This is a genomic window from Carnobacterium iners (assembly GCF_900177385.1).
Lineage (GTDB): Bacteria > Bacillota > Bacilli > Lactobacillales > Carnobacteriaceae > Carnobacterium_A > Carnobacterium_A iners.
In genome coordinates, this window is the sequence record NZ_FXBJ01000002.1 from 2,041,385 (window position 1) to 2,064,042 (window position 22,658).

Here is a 22,658-nt window from a genome sequence, read left to right on the forward strand (position 1 = left end):
CTGTTCTTATAAGTTATTTTTTATTTCGTCCAGAAAACTATGCAGATTTCTTAAACCTTTAATCAATATTTCAGCTTCTTCTTCTTTCATTCCGGTAATCGTTTCATTAACCATATTGCGATGAAACTTATCATGTACTCGATAAAGTAGCCTACCTTTGCTTGTAAGCCCTAATCTAACGACTCTACGATCTTTTTCACTTCTAATCCGCTCAACGTATCCCTTTTTGACAAGATTATTAACTGAAACAGTTAATGTCCCTGCAGTGATAGCTAATTTCTTTGCGACTTCTGAAGTTGTATTGATGTGATCCATTCCGATAGCTTCGATTGTATGCATCTCTTTAATGGATACATCATTAAAGGTGCTCCCTTGAAGAGCATTTTCTTCAATCATTATAATTTCATTAAATATTGTAACTAAGTAAGCATTTATTTCATGCTCCAATACTTTGTCCACACCAGCTCCTCCGTTCCTTTATTTTACTAGCTAATATATTACTTTGAACATCAAACTATTTGACTATCAAACTATATTATTAAAAAAGGAAACTGTCAAGAAAAAAAAGAAAGTTTTTAAAAAAAATTAACCTTTTTTTCGATGAAAAGAAGATGAAACCTAACAAATAAAGCTTTTTTCATCGCCTAATACGATAGTTTTTTATTTTATACTAAATATTTTTTTATAAAAATACTAATGCTATCTCAACTAAACAAGAAAAGAGTTGAGACAAATTTTGTCTCAACTCTTTTAAGCATATCTAAATTTATTTTAGTTATTCTTAAGTATGAATAAACTCAACAATATCTTTAAAATTGACAATTGTTTTAGACTCCATGATATCTTTCATCTTCTCAGATGATTTTTCCCAATATATTTCAACAACAGCACTATTATTTAATAGTTTTATAATAGTACCAGCCATTTTTTCATCTCTAAATAAGAAAATAATTTTATCGCCTAAATCTGGTCTAAATGAAGCCTTAATCTCATCAATAATTTCATTTGCCTCATCATATGGTACGCCCAAAAGAGTCGCAATTCTTGATTTACTAGCTCCCTTGCGTAACTCAACCTCAACTAACGATTGAATTTCTTTGGTTATTTTGTCTCCCACATAAATTCCCTCATTTCTTTCGTTCTTGAAGAACGTTACCCATTTCTTTAATCAATTGCTTTTCAATTATACCATATTTCTCATCAAAATGAAATAAACGAATAATCAATCCTTAATTCCTTTCTCTAGAAAATATTAAACTTCTCTTTATTTATTATTCATACTGCAAAATAATAACAAATAAATCACATTAACTTTCAACTAAATGATTAGTCAATTGTATGGACTGTAATTTAAAAAAGTTTTTTTGATTTTTTTAAATTCCATCTTATAAAAATAAATTATCTAATTAATTGCCTCGTAATCAAACGAATCGATTGAGTACCGTATTTCCTCAAAGTCTTTTAAATTATTAAAAATTGCTTTTAATTCTTCTGGTATTTCAATATAGACAGGCATTGCAGTATTCAGTTCAAATATTCCAAATCTATCTTCCGAGAGGAAAAAAGAGCTTTTATCTAAAATAACTTCATTCACAGTATTGCTAAAATTTATCGTTATATTTATATTCTTCATTCTCACATCTGTTAAATTAAGCAGTATAAAAATTACTTGCGTTTTATCTGATTTATTTAGTCTCATTCCAGTAAAATATATCGCAACGTCGTTAGGAATACCTATTTTTTTCCTTGTCTCATTCTTTCTTCAACTCCTTGCAATACAGGATCATTTTCTACTGTAAAGCCATTCTCCAAATCTGCTTTTGTGGCACTAAAATTATAACACTAGTAGCTATATTCAATGTCCTTAATTTTTTACTTTTAGAGTTAACTATCGCTCCAAATCCATCTATAGTAAAAAGTTTTTTTTGATTATCAGAATCTAACAGATTTTATTGTACTATGGAAGAATTAGTTTTAATGGATTTTTTTAGTGGAATAGGAGAGGTTTTAGAATTATTTAAGGAACCTAGATCGCTCTCTATAGATGAGCTACAACCGCTTATAATAAATACAATACTTAATGCCACCATTGACTTTTTTATGATATTCCACTCCTTTTTATTTGGTTGAATCGGTCAGAATGATTCTTTACTTTTGAAAGTTATACGGGGTTATTGCAATCTTAACTTTACTGACTTAAATTCCAGTAGATAAGTAGAAGCACTCTTTTTCTAGTGTTCAACCTTTATTCCTTATAGATTAAAAACATAAGTAAGCGCCTTCTTTTTACTCTTTCTTAATTTTATCGTACCTTGAATCGCATAAAATATAAATTTATATCCTTTGGATGATAGCCTTACCAACTTTCAAAAAAATAAAGCGACTGAGACAAATTTCCCCAACCGCTTTATTCATTTCCTTTTATTTTTCAGATACTAAATTGACCATTTTTCATAGTCGCTGTTTTCCATCGATTCAACCATACCTACTAAATAGCCATTTCCTACTTGTGAAAAGAAATCATGGTTAGAAGTACCAGTAGAAATGCCGTTCATGATTACTGGATCAACATCATCAGCTGTGTCGGGAAATAAAGAATCAAATCCTAAGTTTTGTAGGGCTTTGTTGGCATTATAACGCAAAAACACCTTTACGCGTTCTGTCCATCCAATTTCGTCGTATAAATCTTCTGCATATTTCACTTCATTTTGGTACAACTGGAATAATAGCTCATATGTCCAATTTTTTAATTCTTCCTGCTCTTGATTATCTAATTGATTGTACCCAATTTGGAATTTATATCCAACATAGGTCCCATGAACAGATTCATCACGTAAAATTAGTTTTATAATTTCCGCTACATTATGCATCTTGTTGTTACCCAAGTAGTGAAGAGGCGCAAAGAATCCTGAGTAGAATAAAAAAGATTCTAGCATGACACTCGCTACTTTCCTTTGCAGAGCTGTCCCATTTTTATAAATACCATTTATAATCTGCGTCTTTTCTTGTAATAATTCATCTGTATTAATCCATTGGAAAAGATCTTCTATCTCTGATTTAGAGTTTAATGTACTAAAAATAGCACTGTAGCTTTTAGCGTGCATAGACTCCATAAATTGGATGTTATTGTAAACCGCTTCTTCGTGTTGAGTTCGAATCGACTCTTTAAAAGCTTCTAGTCCATCTTGTGATTGCAAAGTATCTAAAAGGGTTAAACCACCTAACACTTTAGCTAGCATTTCTTTTTCAATTTGTGGCAGACGTGCCCAATCACCTAAATCATTTGATAAAGGAATTCTTGTATCTGTCCAAAACTGCTCGACAAGTTTTTCCCAAGTTAATTTATCAATCATATCTTCAATATTGTTCCAGTTTATCGCATCGTATCCTTTTATCATCGTTGATTCACTCCTTTTAAATACTGCAGTTCTCGCAATCATTTGAGCCGATTTCTTCTGAGTTTTCTGTAAAAGTTCGTACATAATAAATGGATTTAATCCCTTTGCGCCAAGCATAATGACGTAAAATATTTAAATCACGAGTAGTTTGTTTAGTCGTACGTCCCTCTTTCCATTCATACATACCTTCTGGAATTTCCGAACGCATAAATAAAGTTAAGCTCATTCCTTGATCAATGTGTTTTTGGGCTGCTGCATAGACATCAATAACACGACGCATATCAATATCATAAGCAGACTTATAATAAGGCAGTGTTTCATTAGATAAGAATGGTGCTGGATAATACGTTTTCCCTGTTTTCTTTTCTTGACGTTCTTCAATTAGACGAGTAATTGGATGCAAACTTGCTGATGTTTCATTCACGTAACTTATAGACCCAGTTGGGGCCACAGCTAAACGATTCTGATGATACAACCCGTCAGTCATAACAGCTGACTTAAGATTCAACCAATCTTCTCTAGTAGGAACAGATAACGTATCAAATAAACCTTTAATCTTTTCACTTTCAAATACATAGTCACTTTGAATGTAGTCATTAAAATAGTCTCCTGTTGCGTAAGAAGATTTTCCAAAATTATAGAAAGTTTCTTGACGCTCTTTTGCTATTCTATTGCTGGATTGTAATGTATAGTAATTTAACATCATAAAATATACATCTGTAAATTCTACTGACTCAGGTGAACCATATTCTATTTGGTTTAAGGCCAAGAACGTGTGGAGTCCCATAGCACCGAGACCAATAGTATGGTATTTATCATTTCCATTTTTAATAGAGGGTACAGCAGCAATACTGGATTGATTGGTTACCATTGTTAGTGCACGAACCATTGCATCAACAGAATGGCCAAAATCTTTTGCCTTCATTAAGTTAACAATGTTTGTAGATCCTAGATTGCAACTAATATCTGTTCCTAGTTTTTCGTAAGTTTGATCATCCTTAATTATTGAAGGATCTTGGATTTGTAGTATCTCACTACATAGATTACTCATCGTAATTGTTCCATGAATCGGATTTTCTCGGTTAGCAGTATCAATATTGATGATATAAGGATAGCCAGACTCTTGTTGCAATTTGGAGATTTCATTCTCTAATTCACGTGCACTAATTTTTGATTTACGGATTTCTTCATTATTTACCATATTTTCATATTCTTTTGTAATATCTACATAAGCAAAAGGACGATTGTAAATACGCTCGACATCGTATGGACTAAACAAATACATTTGCTCATCGCGAGCTGCAAGTTCATAAAATTTATCCGGTACTACTAGGCCAAGTGACAAGGTTTTGACTCGTACTTTTTCGTCAGCATTCTCTTTTTTTGTTGATAGGAAAGAAACAATATCTGGATGGAAAACATTTAAATAAACCGCACCTGCACCGTTTCTTTGGCCTAATTGGTTAGAATAACTAAAACTATCTTCTAATAATTTCATTACAGGTATGACACCACTTGAAGCATTTTCAATTTGCTTAATTGGATCTCCTGCAGCACGCAAGTTCGTTAGGTTTACACCGACACCCCCACCGATACGAGATAATTGCAACGCACTATTTATAACACGTCCAATACTATTCATATCATCTGTTGCTTGAACTAAAAAACAAGAAACAAATTCGCCACGTCTCTTACGTCCAGCATTTAAAAAAGTTGGCGTTGCTGGTTGATAACGTTGATTGATAATTTCGTCAGCAATAGTACGTGCGACTTCTTTATCTCCACCCGCTAGGTAAAGTGCATTAAACACAACGCGATCTTCATAACGCTCTAAAAAGCGCTCTCCATCATTTGTTTTCAAAGCGTATTGAGTATAAAATTTAAAAGCAGACATAAAAGAACGAAAACGGAATTTCCGACTATAAATGTCTTCAAATAATTCTTTTACAAAAGCCCGATCATATTGATTGATAAATTCTTCTTCAATATAATCTTCTTCAATCAAATAATCTAATTTTTCATCTAATGTATAAAAGAAAACTGTATTTGGATTAACAAATTCTAAGAAATAAGCACGTACTGCTTCACGATCTTTTCTCAACGGAATAGACCCATTAACTGGACGATTTAATTCGTTGTTTAATTTAAAATACGTTATATCTTTTGGCTTGGTTGCTAATACTGGTTTATCCAAGTTCTTTCACCGCTTTCTTTAATTTTCGGACATCTTCTTCATTTCCTTGAAATTCAAAAGTATGCAATAAAGGAACATCATATTTTTCAGCTAAGTCTTTTGCTGTAAAAGCAAATAGTTTCCCAAAATTTAAATTACCTCCACCAGCTACACCTTTGAAATAGGATAGGTTGCTTCCTGTTTCAATAAAATCATTCATTATTTCAGTCGCTTCAATTTCATAAGTAGGAACAACTGCTATAAATGGTTCTTCAATAAAAATATAAGGATTCGTAAGAGTAACCTCCAACAAATCCATATCAAGCTTATGAACAAACTTTTTGGTCTGCCCTGTTAAGGACATATAAACTATTTTCATACTAATAAATCTAAAAGATCAGGACGAAAACCATTAAATGCTTCTTTACCCTTAACTGAAATAACTGGAACAGAAGTAAACCCTAATTGTTTTACTTCTTCTAGTGCAACCTCAGATTCGAAAATATCTTTTATCATATAGTCAACGCCTTTATCATCTAAATATTTTTTCGTGAAGTTACATTGCATGCAGTTTGGTTTTGAATAAATGATGATTCCGTTATGATCCATATTAATTGCCCCTTTAAATTATAGTGTTGGTTTTGAAGTTATAATTATTTTAGTAGCTACAACTTCTTTCTACTTCTAATATCTTACACAATATTTAGTTATTTTACAATCATAACGTATACCATATATAGATGTCACTTATATTCACAAAACGTTTACCCACTATATATAGTAATTCTTTGTGAAATAGCCAAGTCTGTTAAAACCAAACATTTATCCGGTTTCAACCCTCTTTATCTTCTTCTTTTCACAATAATGGAAAAAATTAATTTTATTTTATATTCAATTCAAATACAAATAATACTTTAAGAATATAGCTTTTATATTTCATTCAAGAAAATAAAAAAAGTTGATTAAATTAATTTAAAACCCACATGTGAATAACCTAACATGAGTGTTTAAAGAAAATGAAATTTAAATACAAAATAGCGTTGACTTTTTATTCATTTTCCCATATAATAAACTCTGTTGTTAAGAAATGTCTCAGTAGCTCAGCTGGATAGAGCATTCGCCTTCTAAGCGAACGGTCGGGAGTTCGAACCTCTCCTGAGACGTAAGTTTTTAATCTTTAATCTAGTTTTTATTTACTATAAATGCCTATTTATAAGTATTTCCTCTACATATAATGATTTTTTAAGCTAAACGTATATTAGAACAAACAAAATAAGAAAAGTACTCACGTTTTGTGAGTATTTTTTTTATTTGTTATTTTTAGTTTTACATATTTATGTATACTTTAATGATTTTTATACAAAAAATAGCCTGACCAATAAATTGGTAGACTATTTTCTTCTTTTATATCCTTGATTCAAAAATAGTAATTATCAATTAATACCTATCCTCTTCTTAATGCTTCTACAGGATCTAATTTAGCTGCTTTACTTGCTGGTAACAGACCTGCTAATACACTAATGAGAACACTGACAAGAATACCCGCTACCGCAAACGCTGGAGTCATATGAAGAACAGTCGCATCAAATATTCTTTCGACAAAAATATTTCCAACAAAAGATAATCCTACTGCCAGTCCTACACCGAGAATACCACTAAATAATCCAATTAAAAATGATTCAGAAACAAATATTCTTCTAATATCTTTTCTACGACCACCGATAGCTTTGATAACACCAATTTCTTGAGTCCGTTCTACAACAGAAATATAAAGAACAGTTAGTATCATGATTGCAGATACCAGCAAGGAAATACCTGCTACACCCGTTAGAATATACGTAAAGATATCTAACATTTGACTAAAAATATCTGTCAGAATATCGGCAGAAGAACCAGCGTAACCTAATTCTTTCACTTGATTTTTAATTTCTTTTGTAAATTCTTCAGACTCAGAAGTAAGATAAAGAACATTTGCTTCTATATTTTTATCTGATTCTTTATTCAAAGCTTCAAAAGTTTCCATCGTCATAAACACAGAATCAAAGATGCCTGCTGGACCAGCTGAGTCTCCAGGGCTAAAGATACCACTGATCGTATACATACTCTCTAATGTATCCTCACCAGTATCAATTTTCACACTAATTTCCTCACCAATCATATCAGCTGGATTAGTTTTTATGCTTGTTGCAAGACCTTCTGTAATTAAAACCTCGTTATTTTTAGGTAATTCTCCAAAAATAATATTAGAAGACGTAATATCTGGTGATACAGTACCAAAGTTCATATACGTATAGCTCTCATCTTCAAATTCTATTGCATTTTTAGTGAAAGAAAAAGAAGTAAATCCTTCTGTAACATTCTTAACATTTTTAATTTCTTCAAGCTCTTTACTATTTTCTTCTTCAAATGGTAACTTCGCTCCTGTACCTGGTGGGCCAGCAAACTCTACTTCTGAATTTTGACTGCCAGCACTATTTTCTCCGGGTAGACCAGGGACTGGTTCGCTAATTTTACTTTTTTCAGCTTCTTTTTCTTCTTGTTCTTTTTTAGCTTTTTCAGACTCTGTTGCATCCGTCATAGACGCCTCAATAACTAAAGGATTAACATTCTCATTCATTGTTTCGGTTAAGTAATCATTAACGCCTCTACCTAAAGATAACATCAAAACGATACTCATAATTCCAATACTGCCGCCTAATGCAATCAATACATTTCTACCTAATTTTTCTTTCATATTTAAAAGAGCCATTCGAATAGCTGAAAAAATAGATAAATTTTTATTTATCTGTTTCTCATCAAGTGAACGTAGACTAAAGCTAGTTTCTACTTCTTTCAAAGGTCCTGTTTGTTTATCGTCTATAATTTCACCATCGGCGATGGTTACAACTCGGCTAGATCTTTCTGCTACTCGCTCTGAGTGTGTTACAAGTATTACTAATTTTCCACCTTTTGCAATCTGTTGGATAATATCAAGAACTTGTTCGCTTGTTTCGGAATCTAACGCTCCTGTTGGCTCATCTGCAATAATAATATCAGGATCATTTACTAATGCTCTAGCAATAGCAACACGTTGCTTTTGACCTCCAGATAATTGCTCAGGCTTTTTATTGTACTGTTCCTTCAAACCTAATTGATCTAATATCGTTTTTGCTCGCTCCATGCGAGTTTCTTTGTCTACATTAGATAATGTCATCGCTAATGTGACATTGTCTAAAATTGAGAGATGAGATACGAGATTAAAACTTTGAAAAACAAATCCTATTTTCTCTTTATGGTACTGCACCATTTGTTTTTCCGTATAGCTCCCAATATTTTTTCCCTCTACTAAAATTTCCCCATCAAATTTTGAATCAAGTCCACCAAAAAGATTCATCAAAGTAGATTTTCCACTACCCGATTCTCCAATAATAGATACTAACTCACCTTTTTCGAATGATAAATCAACATCTTTCAAGGCATGGAACTGTTTGTCATCTCCAATTGGGTAATATTTGTTCAATTTTTTTACTTCTAAAAAAGCCATTATTTTATCATTCCTTCCGTTTATTCCAAAGTGAGCAATCACTCATTTAGTCATTCTAAAATTATAATTATATTGATTCTCATTGTCAAGTTATTGCTTCGGGAGTCAGTCCTTTTATTAAGAAGGTAATCATATTTTCCATCTCTAATGCTTTCTCTTCCTCTGTAGCAGGAATTAATTCGACGGTTATGACAAAAGTCATTAGGGTTCCTGCAAGAAATCGAAATAGTTCCTTATTCGGTAAATTTACAACTTGCTTTTTCTTTTTATAATAATCTAATACTTCATTTATTTCTTTAACTATATCTTTTGGAATTAACGTCATAAGATTTTTACGCATATCTTCTTGATAGATAAACTCCATATAAAGAATTTTAAAGACTTTGATATTATCTCCGGCATAGGTTGTTTTTTCTTCTAATACTTCTCTCAAAAAAATCGGGAAAGGATAAGCTTCGATATTTTGTTTGACTAAAGCTAATTGGTCTTTCCACTCTTGTGCTAGTGTGTGTTTTAAAAGAGGAATTAACGTTGCATACAATAAGTTTTCTTTCGAACCAAAATGTTTAAAGATTGTTCCTTCTGCTACGTTGGCAGCTTTTGCAATATCTTTTGTCGAAGTATTTGAATAGCCTTTACAAGAAAATAATTCTAAACTTGCTTTAAGAATATCTATCATTTTTGGAGTTAAACTTTTGTTATCTCGAATACGTTTTTCAAATAAGATAAGTATTGAGTCCATTTCATTTACCTCTTTCCATAGAATTTATTTAAAATCACTAGTGTTGTATAAACATAGTTTGATTGACCTAATTTCTTATTTTTCTGAAAAAAGGCAAAAAAAGGTAATTCTTACGCAAGAGATGACTATTTCCAGAAAATTTTGCTTCTTCAATTGATTCCGTTACCGACTAACACCCTTTCTTTAAAGATCTAAGTCGGTATCAAAAGGTTAAACCCTTCTTCTGTCGGTTGAAATAACAGATAACGAAAAAATCGTTTGATTTAAAAAACAGACTGTTTACTTTTTATTTTCAACTTAATCAAATAGGTTAAAAAACTGGCAATCATGGCTAAAGCCAATTGATTGACAACCCCTTTTTCACTTCTCGAAAAAAACTTTTTAATCGTCATGTGTTGCTTAATAGGCTTAAAGAACCGTTCTATTTGCCAACTTGCTTGATACATTTCTGCAATATCAGTAGGGGAGCAGTCAAAACGATTTGTAATAACCTGAAGAGTTTCCCCCTTTTTATCTTGAACAGCTACTAAACGAAATCTAGACATTAGAGAGTTCTGATCACCTAATGCGGCCATTTGGTCGCTGAGAATGGACTCACTTTTGGAAGCTACTAATGGTTCTAAAACACGAACTTTTGCATTCTTTTTGATTCTTGTCACAAAGAAGTCGCCCTGCCAGTGCATCGTGTCTAACCCTTTAAAATCAAGGTCTCCGTGATCAAACACATCAGTCGCTTCAGGTTGTTTAATCAATACTTCTAACTGACTTGTATCGTGCTCGACGGCGTTAGTCAACGTAAAATCATCTGGGCAAAGAGGCTCATTATCCATAAAGCAGAGTTTTAAATGAAGCTTAACTCCTAATTTTGTTTTATGAAAATCAGCCCCTTGATAAAGATTTTGGTTAAGTGAAAACGTTGAAGAGTTCTAAAGAAACTAAGTTTCTTATGGTATTTATCAAAATCAAATTTTTTTGAATAGGGCTTGGTAAACAATCTAACTTAGTGGAAGAAAACCATTTATTAAAAGCAGAATTATTTTATACTTATCCATAAATTAGGCCCTTTTTATTGGTCTTGGATGAGTCATCTGAGTTCAGTATAAAGGACTTTTTTCGTCTATTGGAATAATATAAACAAATTTATAAAACAAATAATGTTTCATGCAACACTAGTGATTTTAAATGTATAATTATTTTTTTAATTTTTAAATTTGTATCCTTAAATAAAATTTTTTAACTTAAAAAAAACGATTGGGATCAATAAGATTAGACTTGTTACCAGGATTATAACCACTAATAGATAGAAACTCTGAATGTAAAATACGTCTGACATCGTCATCGGTTAAGGCAGGATTGTTTTTTTGTTTATTATTAGTCAATGGCTTTTCTACTTTTTTAAATTCATAGATTCGTTTAATACCCGCCATATTAATTCCTTCAGCTATATAATCTTTTATTTCAAGAAGTGCATCAACATCATTTAACGAAAACATTCTGCGATTGCCTTCATTTCTTTCTGGATGTATTAAATCTTGTTCCTCATAGTATCGTATTTGTCTAGCGGTCAAATCCGTTAATTTCATAACCGTTCCAATTGTAAAAACGGCCATCGAACGTCTTAGCTCTTTTTCTCTCATTGTCTGATCCTCCCAACTTACTTTTTAAGAATAGCAATATTTTTTTCTGCTGTCAATCATTCATTTACTTCTATGTCACAAGTTCTGACATTGAACTTTTCATTTGAAAAATACCTAAAAAAAGAAACAACCTTTATCAGGTTATTTCTTTTTTAGGTAGTAAAATTACTTTTTAAAAAATATTTTTCAATAAAGAGTCATATACTTTTCTTGTTCCCACTCAGAAACTTGTTCGCGGTAAGCTGCCCACTCTACTTTTTTGGATGTTACAAAACTATTATAGATATGAGGTCCAAGAGCATCTTTTACTATCTCATCCTTACCTAAATACTTCAAAGCATTGTGTAAAGTAGATGGCAAGTCAATGATTCCTTTTTCGTGTCTTTCTTCAGTTGTCATACGGTAAATATTACGGTCGATAGGCTCTGCTGGAACCATTTCGTTTTTGATTCCATCCAAACCTGATCTCAATAAAACAGCTAAAGCAAGATATGGATTTGCACTAGGATCAACACTACGTAATTCAAAGCGTGTAGACATTCCACGAGAACTTGGTACGCGAATTAAAGGCGAACGATTGCGTGCGCTCCAAGCCACATAAACGGGAGCTTCATAGCCTGGAATTAGTCGCTTATAAGAATTGACAGTCGGGTTACAAATTGCTGTATAAGCTAAAGCGTGATCGATTATTCCAGCTAAAAATTGATACGCTGTTTTACTAAGTCCTAATTTATCTGACTCATCGTAAAAAGCATTGCCATTTTCATTAAATAAAGACATATTAAAGTGCATACCAGAGCCACTTACACCTTCTAAAGGTTTTGGCATAAATGTAGCGTGTAGGCCATGTTCACGAGCTACTGTTTTAACGATTAATTTAAAAGTTTGAATGTTATCACATGCTTCAAGAGCATCTGCGTATTTCCAGTCAATTTCATGTTGTCCTGGAGCTGTTTCGTGATGACTTGCCTCAATTTCGAAACCTAAATCTTCTAAATGTAATACAATTTCACGTCGGCAATTTTCACCTAAGTCTGTTGGAGCAAAATCAAAGTACCCACCGTTATCATTTAGTTCTAATGTTGGTTTCCCATTTTTATCGAGTTTAAATAAGAAAAATTCAGGTTCAGGTCCTAAATTAAATTCTTTAAAGCCCATTTTTTCCATTTCTTTTAAGGCGCGTTTTAAATTTGTTCGTGGGTCACCAGAAAATGGCGTATCATCAGCGTTATAAATATCGCAAATCAAACGAGCAACACTGCCTTTTCCATTACCAATTTCCCAAGGAAAAATTAACCATGTACCTAAATCTGGATACAAGAACATATCGCTTTCTTCAATTCGAACAAAACCATCAATTGAAGAACCGTCAAACATCATTTCATTATTTAACGCCTTAGTTAACTGGCTAATAGGTACTTCAACGTTCTTAACCGTTCCATCAATATCAGTAAACATTAAACGTAAAAAACGAACATTATTTTCTTTTGCACTTGTTACGATTTCTTCTCTAGTAAAATTTTTCATAATTTAAAAACTCGCCCTTTCATCGTGCAACTTTTTTATTTTCTTCGTTTACTACTGTAACAATGCTCAAAAAGAATGTCAAAATTTTTCTAACATGCACATGTTAGTTTTTTAGCTGTAGCTAAGTAAGGAAAAATTAAAAAAATACTGATAAACACAAAAGTAGTCATCAGCATTCGTATTTTTTCTATTATTTGACTTATCTTTTAAAAAATAACTCTGAAACTGCTGAACTAACAGCTAATTTAACATGTTCGTAAGTCAAACCACCTTGAACATATAATGTATAAGGTGGACGAATAGGGCCATCTGCCGTTAATTCAATACTGGATCCTTGAATAAATGTTCCTGCAGCCATAATTACATCATCCTCATAACCAGGCATATACGCATCGACTGGAGTTACATGAGCGTTGATTGGAGAATATTTTTGGATTGTTTGTGCAAACTGAATCATCCGTTCTTTATCATTCAACGAAATCATTTGAATTAAATCTGTCCGTTCATCATTCCATTTAGGGAAGCTCTCTATCCCACATGAATCTAAAAGAGCAGCTGTATAGACAGCTCCCTTTAAAGCTTCACCAACAGCATGAGGAGCCATGAAAAAGCCTTGATACATCTCTTGTAAGCTATACAAAGATGCACCTGCTTCACGACCAATTCCAGGAGAAGTTAATCTATAAGCACACGCTTCAATTAAATCTAATTTACCAACAATATACCCACCTGTTTTGGCTAAACCGCCACCTGGATTCTTAATTAATGAACCCGCCATTAAATCGGCTCCTACTTCTATTGGTTCTTTTTGTTCAACAAATTCACCGTAACAATTATCGACAAAAACAATGACTGATGGATTAACGGATTTGACGAACTGAATCATTTCTTCAATTTTTTTGATTGTAAAGGATGGACGATCTGCATAACCACGCGAGCGTTGGATAGCTACCATCTTAGTTGTTTCTGTCATTTTATCTCTTACTCGTTTTAAATCAACACTTCCATCTTCTAATAGTTCAACATAGTCGTAACCCATTTGGTATTCTTTAAAAGATCCAATCCCTTTTCCAGTCACACCAACAATCTCTAACAGAGTATCATAAGGTGTTCCCGTAATATACAATAAATCATCACCTGGACGCATAATGCCAAATAAAGCTGTTGCTATTGCATGTGTACCTGAGATAATTTGTGGTCGAACAAGTCCTGCTTCTGCTTTGAATACATCTGCATAAACTTCTTCTAAAATATCTCGGCCATAGTCATCATAGCCATAGCCTGTTGAAGGATTGAAATTTTGTTCTGTCACTTTTTTATCTCTAAAACTAGATAATACTTTAAACTGATTAGCTAGAGCATTTTCATGTATCTGTTCGTGGACAGGTTTAATCATTTCTTCTATATTTTTTATTCGATTATTTAATGATGTATCATATTGGCTATTCCAACTCATTTTAATTGATTCTCTCCATTCCATTTGGAATCCTTTTTCATGTATCCTTTAACGAGATAATGATTATCTTCTTCTATATATTCTTCTGACGTTACGATTGTTTCTTGTTTTAAACGAACTAATAGTTGTCCTTCAGAAACACTAATAGTCATTTGATAACGAACCATAATCGTTTTCATTCGACTTACAATCTCATCTAGTAAATTAGTTACATCGGTCATATTTCTCGCTGACATTACAATATTTGGAAACAGCCCAGGTGAAAAAAACGGATCAGCTAAATCTTTTTTATTGTAGACGGTTAAAAGTGGAATATGATCCATATCTAGGTCTTTTAATAATTTTATAACTGTTTTTTCATGCCCAACCATATTTTCAGCTGCAGAATCAACGACATGTAATAATAGGTCAACATTACGTGTTTCCTCTAGAGTTGATTGAAAGGCTTCTATTAGTTCGGTTGGCAAATCCTGAATAAATCCAACAGTATCGGTTAATGTTACCTTCGTACCTGTTGGTAGCAAAAGTTTTCTTGTTAAAGGATCTAAGGTAGCAAATAATTGGTCTTCTTCGTGTGTATCTGCTTGAGTAAGAGCATTTAATAGGGTCGATTTCCCCGCATTAGTATATCCAATTAGCCCAATTTGAAATACACCACTTTCTTTACGTTGTGTCCGACTTCTATTACGGTGTTTTTCAGTTTCTTTTAACGTTTTTTTGATATCATTGACTTGGTCACGAATATGACGACGATCTGTTTCTAATTTTGTTTCACCAGGACCTTTTGTTCCAATACCTCCACCTAGACGAGATAGATTTATTCCCTGTCCTGCTAAACGTGGCAACATATATTGAAGCTGAGCTAACTCAACTTGCAATTTTCCTTCCTTACTCTTAGCACGCATAGCAAAGATGTCTAAAATTAACTGAATTCGATCAATAATCTTTATATCTATTGACTCTTGAATGTTTCTAGTTTGACTAGGAGTTAAAGCTTGGTTGAAAATTACTACGTCAGCTTCTGTTTCTTCAACTAGATGAACCAACTCTTCTAGCTTTCCTTTACCCAAAAATGTACGAGAGTCTACACGCTCTCTTTTTTGTGTTAATATCCCAACAACTTTACCTAAAGCCGTTTCTGTTAATTGAGCTAACTCATTTAGGGAGTAATTAAAATCAGAATCTGTTTCTCTCGTTTGAACTCCAACTAAGATAACTTTTTCTTGTTCCTTCTTTGTTTCCATTTTTATAACCTGCCTTTCTTTTTATATCAAAAAACAATCAATTTCTTGTTTCAATTTTGCTTTTGATTCTGGTTCATTTACTAAATCCCACCAACTAACATTTTTTGTACGATTTCTAAACCAAGTTAATTGTCTTTTAGCATATCTTCTCGAATTTTTTTGAATTTCAGTAATCACATCTTCAATCGTACCTTCGTTTTCAAAATATGGAAGCCATTCTTTATAGCCTATTCCTCGCATCGCTTGAGAATCCTGAATATTTTGCTCATATAACCATCTTGCCTCTGATTCAAGACCTTGTTCCATCATTTTATGGACACGTTGATTGATTCGATTGTATAAGATAGAACGTTCAGTGGTTAAACCAATTATTTTCACATCAAACAACAACTCTTTTTCTTCGCGCTCTTCTTGATAGTCAGAAAAAGGAATTCCAGTTGTATGATGAACTTCTAATGCACGAATAACGCGTCTAACATTGTTTGCATGAATCATCTTTGCTGATACTGGATCTATTTTTTCAAGTTCATTCCAAAGATGTTGCACTCCTGATTTTTGTGCTTCATATTCTTTTCTGGCACGAAAATCTAAATCACTTTCGCCTGTACCACCCAAGCTGACATTGTATAAAATAGACTCTATATAAAGACCTGTTCCGCCTACTATAATCGGAGTTTTACCTCTAGCTATACTATCGTAAATTAATTGCCTGCCTTTTTTTTGAAAATCAGATACAGAATAACGGCTATTAACAGAAACTTCATCAATTAAATGATGAACTATTCCATCTTGTTCAACTAAAGATACTTTTGCCGTACCAATATCTAACTTCTTATAAATTTGCATGGAATCTCCACTAATAATTTCGCCATTGTATTCTTTTGCCAACTCAATACTTAAACTAGTTTTTCCAACTGCAGTAGGCCCGACAATCGCAATCAATTTAGGCCTAATTGGTTGTCTCTTTTTTTGAATAGTAAGAGCTTTTTCAGGGAAATCTGTGAAAATCCCAGCTACTTTTTTATCAAAACAATAGGCTAAATCTTCCTCGTTATTGATTGTCCATAGTCGGATGGGTATTTTGAATCCTTCACTTAAATAAGTATTTTTAAACCACTTTAAATCAGAATGCCACATTTCAATGGGAACATCCTGGTCCAACATCATTTTATTCTTGCCAGTACCTTTAAATAATAAAGCAATTTGAACTTTATCCTCTATTTTTTTTAACCGAATAAGAGTCTGATAATTAAAGCTTGAAAACACAATTGAAAAAGAATTTGATTGTTTTGAAAGTATCTCTAATACTTTTTTTTCAATACTTGGATAAGGGTATTTATTTGTTTTAAATTCAATATTCAGTAGACCTTTAAATGAGTGTTTATTTAATAACTCAACCACCTCTTGCAAAGTAGGGATAGTACATATTCTACACGCTGAATCAAACCAACTACCCATATCTAATCGTTTCAATTCTTCTAAAGAAAAATCTCGAACTAGTCCTTTTCCATCACTTGTTCTATTTACAGTTTCATCGTGTATGACAACTACTTTGCTATCTTTAGTTAGATGAACATCCAACTCAATCCCATCGCTGCCTACTCGGATAGCTTCTTCAAAAGCAATCAGTGTATTTTCAGGATGAGTGCCTTTACTTCCGCGATGAGCAATAATTTTAGTTTTCTCCATAATTTTATGCCGTTTAAAAAAATTTAACTATAAGATTTTTTAATAGACAGCTCGCACTCTCCCCTCTATAGAAAGCTCTATATTTACCAATTTTAAATAAAAATCATTCTTTTTATACAACTAATTCAACGTATTATTTTGAGCAATAAAAATCTCAAACGATAAAAAAATATCGATTAGATTATTAAAAAACAGAATGAAGGATAACATTCCTATTGTAACATAATAGCATGGAAATTCAGTATGCTTAAATATAAATAGTAAAGTCTTTCCTCGTGTTTATTTCAAATTTAGCGTAAAATAGACAAATAAAGAATGAACGGAGGGACCTCGTATATATCTAACACTTGAAGAAACTGCAGATTATTTAGGTACTGAAATTTCGGAAATTTATCGCCTAGTTCGTGAAACACAAATCCGTACTGTATCAGATGGCGAAAAACTTTTAGTTAATAAACAGCAATTCAATCTCTATTTGAAATCATTAGAAGCATACAAAATAGAAATACAAAACTACTTGAACGAATCATTACCAGAAGACAGTAATATTAAAGATGAAGATTAAATTGTTTCTCTAAACAGATAAAAAAATCGTCTCTTTAAAAAGAGACGATTTTTTATTTATTTATGTTTTTTAGTTTTACCTGTCCAATCACGGAAACCGCCTTTTAGTCGGTATAATTCCGTGTAGCCAATTTTATGCAGTTTAACAGCTGCTCTACTGCTTAGTGTCTTGTTGTGATCATAAAGATAGACTGGCTGGTCTTTTCTAATTTCAACCATTCTGGTTTTAAACAAAGAATAGGGAATATTTCTAGCTCCAAGAATATGTCCAGCATCAAAATCACTTTTTTCACGTACATCTATTAATTGGACTCTTCGCATTTCTTTTTTAAATTCTTCTTCAGTTAATTCTACTGATGCACGTTTACGATTAAAATATTGGAAAAGTTCATAGCCTCCCCAAATAATCACAACAACTAGTAAAACAGCATTTAGTATAACGTTAATATTCAATTCATAGTACCCCTCTCATCTCATAGTCACATGGATAATTGTACACAAGAGAAGCGTTTATTACTAGTATTTTTTCAAAAAAGATTAAGTTGATTCGATCACAAAAAATTATTCAGCTTCAGTCAAAGGATACAATTCTTTTTCCCTTAAATCGATCATATATTCATAGCGCCAACCATATAAACAATAATTCCCATCTTTTGAAATACTAATAGGAGCGTTATCAGGTAAGTCAATAATAGGCTCACTTTTTTGAGAATCAAAATTAAATTTACTAAGCTGAAATTCCCCCGAATTTACTTCTAATTGCGTTGGTTCTTTAGAAGTTATCCCATAAATAGCTTGTTCTCTACTTGATTGAGTTAGATATGGAAAAATTAAACGATCATTCATTGAAACTTTTGGAATAGTTACAAAACCATTATCTACCATAAACGGGTATTGCCTATTTAGTAACAACTCATCTTCGCTAAAATCAGATGGTGAAAATGTAATGAAAGTATCATTATTTAAATAAAAATTTGTTACTTGGCTTCTAATTGGAGTCACTTTGTTTGTACGAATATCCCCCATATATAATTCTCCAGTCTGCAATGAGAAATCATTTAAATTATCTACATATAAATAGAGATTTGCTGAATACCAAACAGGCGTCAGTGAACTAGATTCTACATTCGTTATTTTGTTGGTATTAATATCCCAATTTTGTACAATCATTTCTTGTTCTTGTTTGTAGTAAGAAATGAACAAGTTATCTTGATTAACAGGATTCCAGTTTATATTTAAATAACCATTTGTCTTAATAGTCGTTTGTTGCTCAATTGTCCCCGAAAGAGTCATTATTTTTAATTCTCGATTTTCATCGTTAACTGTTTGAACAAATATTTTTTGCTGGTCAGTAGATATGACTGCTGTTAATATAATTGCGTCAGCTTCGTATAAAATCGCCATTTCGCCATTAAATAAATTAAAAAGATACAACGTATCTTCATTTCCTTCTCCTGCATGAATAAGAACTTCTTCATCGGATACCCATCCGACGATTTTTCTAAAGCTTTCATATTCAAGAGGAAGTTCATGTAGAACTAGTTCTTTCTTTTTTTCTTCAGGAGTAGTGGATACTTTGTTGCAACCAACTAGAAAAAAGGCGCAAAAGGACAATGTTAACGCTGATTTCATCACAGTGGATATAGTTATTTTCATGTTATCACCTTTTGTTTCTTTTTATTAATAAGCTGGATGGTACTTACCTCTTTCCTTATTCAAATGCTATAGCTAATTATAGCACAGCCTTTTTTCTTTAGCTCGTTTTAACTATTAGTAAAAAAACTATACCTAGAAAAGTTAGTTTTTCACCCTAACTTTTCTAGGTACAGTCTTCTTTTCTTTAAAATAATTTTTTTATTTAATTTTTTAAAAAGTTATTTTTTTAGATACTATTTCTTTTATTAATGAACTTGCACCGATAACACCAGCATCATTTCCTAGTTGTGCTAACCTAATTTCACAGCTATTTCGAACTGCAGGGAAGGTAAATGTGTCAAAATAATTTCGAATCTTATCAATTAAGAATTGACCTGCATTAGATACACCGCCGCCAATTACTATTGTAGAAGGATTTAAAATATTCGCTATATTTCCACATGCTAAGCCTAAATAGAAAGCCACTTTATCTACAATAATTAATGCTAACTCATCATTTTTTTTAGCAAAGTCGAATACATCTTTAGCCGTTACAAGTTGACCATCATCAATGGCTAATTTTAATTTTGACTCTCCAGCATATTTATCTGCAAAATCGCGTGCTAAACGAACGACTCCGGTTGCACTTGCAACGGTTTCAAGACACCCTTTTTTTCCACAAGTACAGGCATACCCTTCAGGTTCAACTGTAATATGCCCTACTTCACCAGCAGCACCAACGATACCATGTAGCAGAACGCCTCCTGCTACGATTCCGCCACCAACTCCCGTTCCTAAAGTTAAAAAGGCCATATTGTCTTCATTTTCTCCTGCACCCTTCCAACGTTCACCAAGAGCTGCTACGTTTGCATCATTATCAATCGCAAAAGGAATACCGATACCTGATTCTATTAGTTTTTTAACTGGCTGCATCACTTTCCAATTTAAATTATACGCACCTACTACGGTACCATTTTTTCGATCTACTGTTCCTGGCGAACCCATTCCAATCCCAATAAAATCATCTTTTGACATGTTGTAACGATTAATGTGCTCATTAATCGAATCTATAATAGATGGAACTATTTTAGAACCCTCTTCAGATATATCTGTCAGAACACTCCATTTTTTTTGAATTTCTCCTGCTTCAGTTAATATTGCTAACTTAACTGTTGTTCCACCTAAATCAATTCCAATTAATTTTTTTGACATCTCTTTGTCCTCCATTATTTTTCATTTTCTTTCTCTATTTCTATTTGGTGTTCTTTTTTAAGAATCATAAGCGCTTTAAAGTATTCGCTGTCTTCGATTAACCCTTGGCTGTGAATCTTTTTTAATTCAATCATCATTAACTCAATATCCCACATTCTTTTCCCAACATAGATATAAGTACCAAATCTCTTTAAAATTTGCTGGACATCGTAGAGCGCCCTCAAAAAAACCACCACCTTGTATCATAAAACTAATTGAACTTTCCAATAACCTAAAGCAATCATCAAACCAATGGATAAAAGAAATAATCCAGCGTACGATACTCTCTTTTTTAATAGTGTTGATGATGTTTCTTTGACACTAATTGCTGTTGAAATAAGATAGCCTCCGACAAAACCGCCTATATGGCCAAATAAATCAGTAGAAGAATCAAAAACACCAAAAACTAAATTAATAATGACTAAGGTTAAAAAGTTACGCGCCATTTGTTGAATGGCAGGATTGTATGGATAAAGTTTGCCTAATACTAGGGAGGCACCAAATAATCCAAAAATTGCTGTACTTGCTCCAGCCGAAATAGAATCGTTAAATGCAAAACTTGCTACATTACCAGCAAAACCGCTTAATAAATAAATTAACACAAAACGCCAATGTCCAAAATAATTCTCTAATTCAATACCTAGAAAATATAAAATAACAGAATTAATTAGCAAATGCATCCAGCCTATATGTAAAAACATAGGTGTAATTAGACGCCACCACTGTCCCCATACAATAAAAGGATTGAATTTCGCTCCATATTCAATTAGTGTATTTGTATTTGTACTTCCTCCATTAAAAGTCATTAGAATAAATAACAGAATTTGTGCACCTAAAAAAAAGTAAGTCACTAATGGCTGTCTAAAAAAACGTTTTATTTTCATTTGTGTCTGGTAATCCAATAACTTCACTCCAATCTTTGGTCTCTAACAGTCCAATAACAAAAAAAAAAATTATATTTTCAAAGAAACTATCACCTAATTATAGCATATAAATAAACCATTTATGTTAAGAAGATAAGTAACGTTCGTATTCCTTTCGAGCTCTTTTTTTCAAAAAATAGTCTAAACAACTTAAAAGTAAGGTTAATACTGATATTTTAAAATAAAAAACCTAAGTAGACAAGCCTTTTGTCTGCTTAGGAGTAAATCAATCAAAGTTTGCTTTACTTTATTGTGCGAATAATCTTTTTAGTTGTGACTAAAAGCTTGACTGGGATGTCAAAAGAATCAGCCTTAAATAGTTCTACTTGTTGTTCATTTAAGACTAATGAGACAGTATTCCCCTCATAATTTGCTAGAAAACGATCATAATATCCGCCGCCAAATCCTATTCTAAATCCAGCTTCACAAAAAGCAACTCCCGGAACAATAATTAAATCAATATCTGACCTTGAAGTAGCAATCAAATGACGAGCAGGTTCTTTAAGCCCAAAAGAAGACACCTCTATCGGTGTATCTTTTTTGTAAACAACAAAATCCATTTTTCTATCTTTCTTAGTACGAGGAATGACAACAACTTTATCTTCTGACCAAGCTTTTTCTATTATCTTACTAGTATCTAACTCTAATTTTTGTGCCATCGTTAGCGCAATAACCTTTGCTTTTTCCCACTCGGAAGTACCAAATAATGTTTTGATCAAAATTTCTTCTTGATTTACTTTTTGCTCATTATCTAAGTTTATAAGTAGATTAATAACCTGATTCCTGATTTCTTTTTTCTCCATAGTCGCTTTTCCTCCTAAAAAGAAAAAACGCTAAGAATATAATATTCCTGCGTTTTCACTATTTTTTTAAACTTATTATGAAACAAAAAAAAC

The 22,658-nt window shown here is 32.4% G+C and carries 20 protein-coding genes, 1 tRNA gene and 1 pseudogene; 2 read left to right on the forward strand and 20 right to left on the reverse strand.

The annotated features are described in order from the left end of the window. Positions 1-6 precede the first annotated feature (6 nt). From fabT to nrdH, 6 genes are all read right to left on the reverse strand, one after another. Entirely contained in the window at positions 7-459 is a 453-nt protein-coding gene (gene fabT, locus B9Y54_RS09735; RefSeq protein ID WP_085560070.1) for a fatty acid biosynthesis transcriptional regulator FabT, read from the reverse strand. Positions 460-781: 322 nt separating this feature from the next. Then, positions 782-1,117, reverse strand: coding sequence for a DUF2187 domain-containing protein (locus B9Y54_RS09740; protein ID WP_085560071.1), 336 nt, complete (start codon positions 1,115-1,117; stop codon positions 782-784). A gap of 1,318 nt (positions 1,118-2,435) precedes the next feature. Next, entirely contained in the window at positions 2,436-3,398 is a 963-nt protein-coding gene (gene nrdF, locus B9Y54_RS09750) for a class 1b ribonucleoside-diphosphate reductase subunit beta (RefSeq protein ID WP_085560563.1), read from the reverse strand. A gap of 16 nt (positions 3,399-3,414) precedes the next feature. Next, entirely contained in the window at positions 3,415-5,592 is a 2,178-nt protein-coding gene (nrdE, locus tag B9Y54_RS09755) for a class 1b ribonucleoside-diphosphate reductase subunit alpha (RefSeq protein WP_085560073.1), read from the reverse strand. Then, on the reverse strand, positions 5,585-5,950 hold the full coding sequence (gene nrdI, locus B9Y54_RS09760) for a class Ib ribonucleoside-diphosphate reductase assembly flavoprotein NrdI (protein WP_085560074.1): 366 nt from the start codon (positions 5,948-5,950) through the stop codon (positions 5,585-5,587). The genes nrdE and nrdI overlap by 8 nt, the downstream gene beginning before the upstream one ends. Beyond that, a complete protein-coding gene (gene nrdH / locus B9Y54_RS09765) occupies positions 5,947-6,180 on the reverse strand; it encodes a glutaredoxin-like protein NrdH (protein WP_085560075.1) in 234 nt (77 codons plus the stop codon). The genes nrdI and nrdH overlap by 4 nt, the downstream gene beginning before the upstream one ends. A gap of 480 nt (positions 6,181-6,660) precedes the next feature. Here nrdH and B9Y54_RS09770 point away from each other — a divergent pair. Then, positions 6,661-6,734 (forward strand) — tRNA-Arg (locus B9Y54_RS09770). A 281-nt stretch (positions 6,735-7,015) separates the two neighbouring features. On the opposite strand, the gene B9Y54_RS09775 is transcribed toward B9Y54_RS09770, so the two are convergent. The 8 genes and pseudogenes from B9Y54_RS09775 to miaA form a co-directional block, all read right to left on the reverse strand. After that, positions 7,016-9,094, reverse strand: coding sequence for an ABC transporter ATP-binding protein/permease (locus B9Y54_RS09775; RefSeq protein WP_085560076.1), 2,079 nt, complete (start codon positions 9,092-9,094; stop codon positions 7,016-7,018). 85 nt (positions 9,095-9,179) lie between these two features. Next, the gene (locus B9Y54_RS09780) at positions 9,180-9,836 is read right to left on the reverse strand and encodes a TetR/AcrR family transcriptional regulator (protein WP_085560077.1); all 657 of its coding nucleotides are present in this window, start codon (positions 9,834-9,836) and stop codon (positions 9,180-9,182) included. 263 nt (positions 9,837-10,099) lie between these two features. Next, positions 10,100-10,747: pseudogene (locus B9Y54_RS09785) on the reverse strand (IS4 family transposase); the annotation flags it as partial. Positions 10,748-11,074: 327 nt separating this feature from the next. Further along, positions 11,075-11,473 carry a MerR family transcriptional regulator gene (locus B9Y54_RS09790; protein WP_085560079.1) on the reverse strand — a complete coding sequence of 133 codons (399 nt, stop codon included), beginning with the start codon at positions 11,471-11,473 and terminating at the stop codon, positions 11,075-11,077. 186 nt (positions 11,474-11,659) lie between these two features. Beyond that, positions 11,660-13,000, reverse strand: coding sequence for a type I glutamate--ammonia ligase (gene glnA, locus B9Y54_RS09795; protein WP_085560080.1), 1,341 nt, complete (start codon positions 12,998-13,000; stop codon positions 11,660-11,662). Between the two features lie 199 nt (positions 13,001-13,199). Then, positions 13,200-14,456, reverse strand: coding sequence for a methionine gamma-lyase family protein (locus B9Y54_RS09800; protein ID WP_085560564.1), 1,257 nt, complete (start codon positions 14,454-14,456; stop codon positions 13,200-13,202). Then, a complete protein-coding gene (hflX, locus tag B9Y54_RS09805; RefSeq protein WP_085560081.1) occupies positions 14,453-15,700 on the reverse strand; it encodes a GTPase HflX in 1,248 nt (415 codons plus the stop codon). The genes B9Y54_RS09800 and hflX overlap by 4 nt, the downstream gene beginning before the upstream one ends. Before the next feature lie 21 nt (positions 15,701-15,721). Continuing rightward, on the reverse strand, positions 15,722-17,389 hold the full coding sequence (miaA, locus tag B9Y54_RS13050) for a tRNA (adenosine(37)-N6)-dimethylallyltransferase MiaA (RefSeq protein WP_338061322.1): 1,668 nt from the start codon (positions 17,387-17,389) through the stop codon (positions 15,722-15,724). Between the two features lie 334 nt (positions 17,390-17,723). On the opposite strand from miaA, the gene B9Y54_RS09820 reads away from it, so the two are divergent. Then, positions 17,724-17,954 (forward strand): excisionase family DNA-binding protein, encoded by a 231-nt coding sequence (locus B9Y54_RS09820; protein WP_085560082.1) that lies wholly within the window; start codon positions 17,724-17,726, stop codon positions 17,952-17,954. A gap of 56 nt (positions 17,955-18,010) precedes the next feature. Here B9Y54_RS09820 and B9Y54_RS09825 read toward each other — a convergent pair whose 3' ends face one another. The 6 genes from B9Y54_RS09825 to B9Y54_RS09850 all read right to left on the reverse strand — a co-directional run bounded on the left by B9Y54_RS09825 (position 18,011) and on the right by B9Y54_RS09850 (position 22,565). Further along, positions 18,011-18,406, reverse strand: coding sequence for a rhodanese-like domain-containing protein (locus B9Y54_RS09825; protein ID WP_085560083.1), 396 nt, complete (start codon positions 18,404-18,406; stop codon positions 18,011-18,013). Between the two features lie 108 nt (positions 18,407-18,514). Further along, positions 18,515-19,609 carry a YqgU-like beta propeller domain-containing protein gene (locus tag B9Y54_RS09830; protein WP_085560084.1) on the reverse strand — a complete coding sequence of 365 codons (1,095 nt, stop codon included), beginning with the start codon at positions 19,607-19,609 and terminating at the stop codon, positions 18,515-18,517. A gap of 210 nt (positions 19,610-19,819) precedes the next feature. Continuing rightward, positions 19,820-20,800: an ROK family glucokinase gene (locus B9Y54_RS09835; protein WP_085560085.1), complete on the reverse strand. Its 981-nt coding sequence runs from the start codon at positions 20,798-20,800 to the stop codon at positions 19,820-19,822. A gap of 14 nt (positions 20,801-20,814) precedes the next feature. After that, complete coding sequence (locus tag B9Y54_RS09840; RefSeq protein WP_085560086.1) at positions 20,815-21,024, reverse strand: YqgQ family protein; 210 nt, start codon at positions 21,022-21,024, stop codon at positions 20,815-20,817. Between the two features lie 18 nt (positions 21,025-21,042). Further along, entirely contained in the window at positions 21,043-21,741 is a 699-nt protein-coding gene (locus tag B9Y54_RS09845; protein WP_090005074.1) for a rhomboid family intramembrane serine protease, read from the reverse strand. 263 nt (positions 21,742-22,004) lie between these two features. Continuing rightward, positions 22,005-22,565, reverse strand: coding sequence for a 5-formyltetrahydrofolate cyclo-ligase (locus B9Y54_RS09850; protein ID WP_085560087.1), 561 nt, complete (start codon positions 22,563-22,565; stop codon positions 22,005-22,007). Positions 22,566-22,658: the final 93 nt, after the last annotated feature.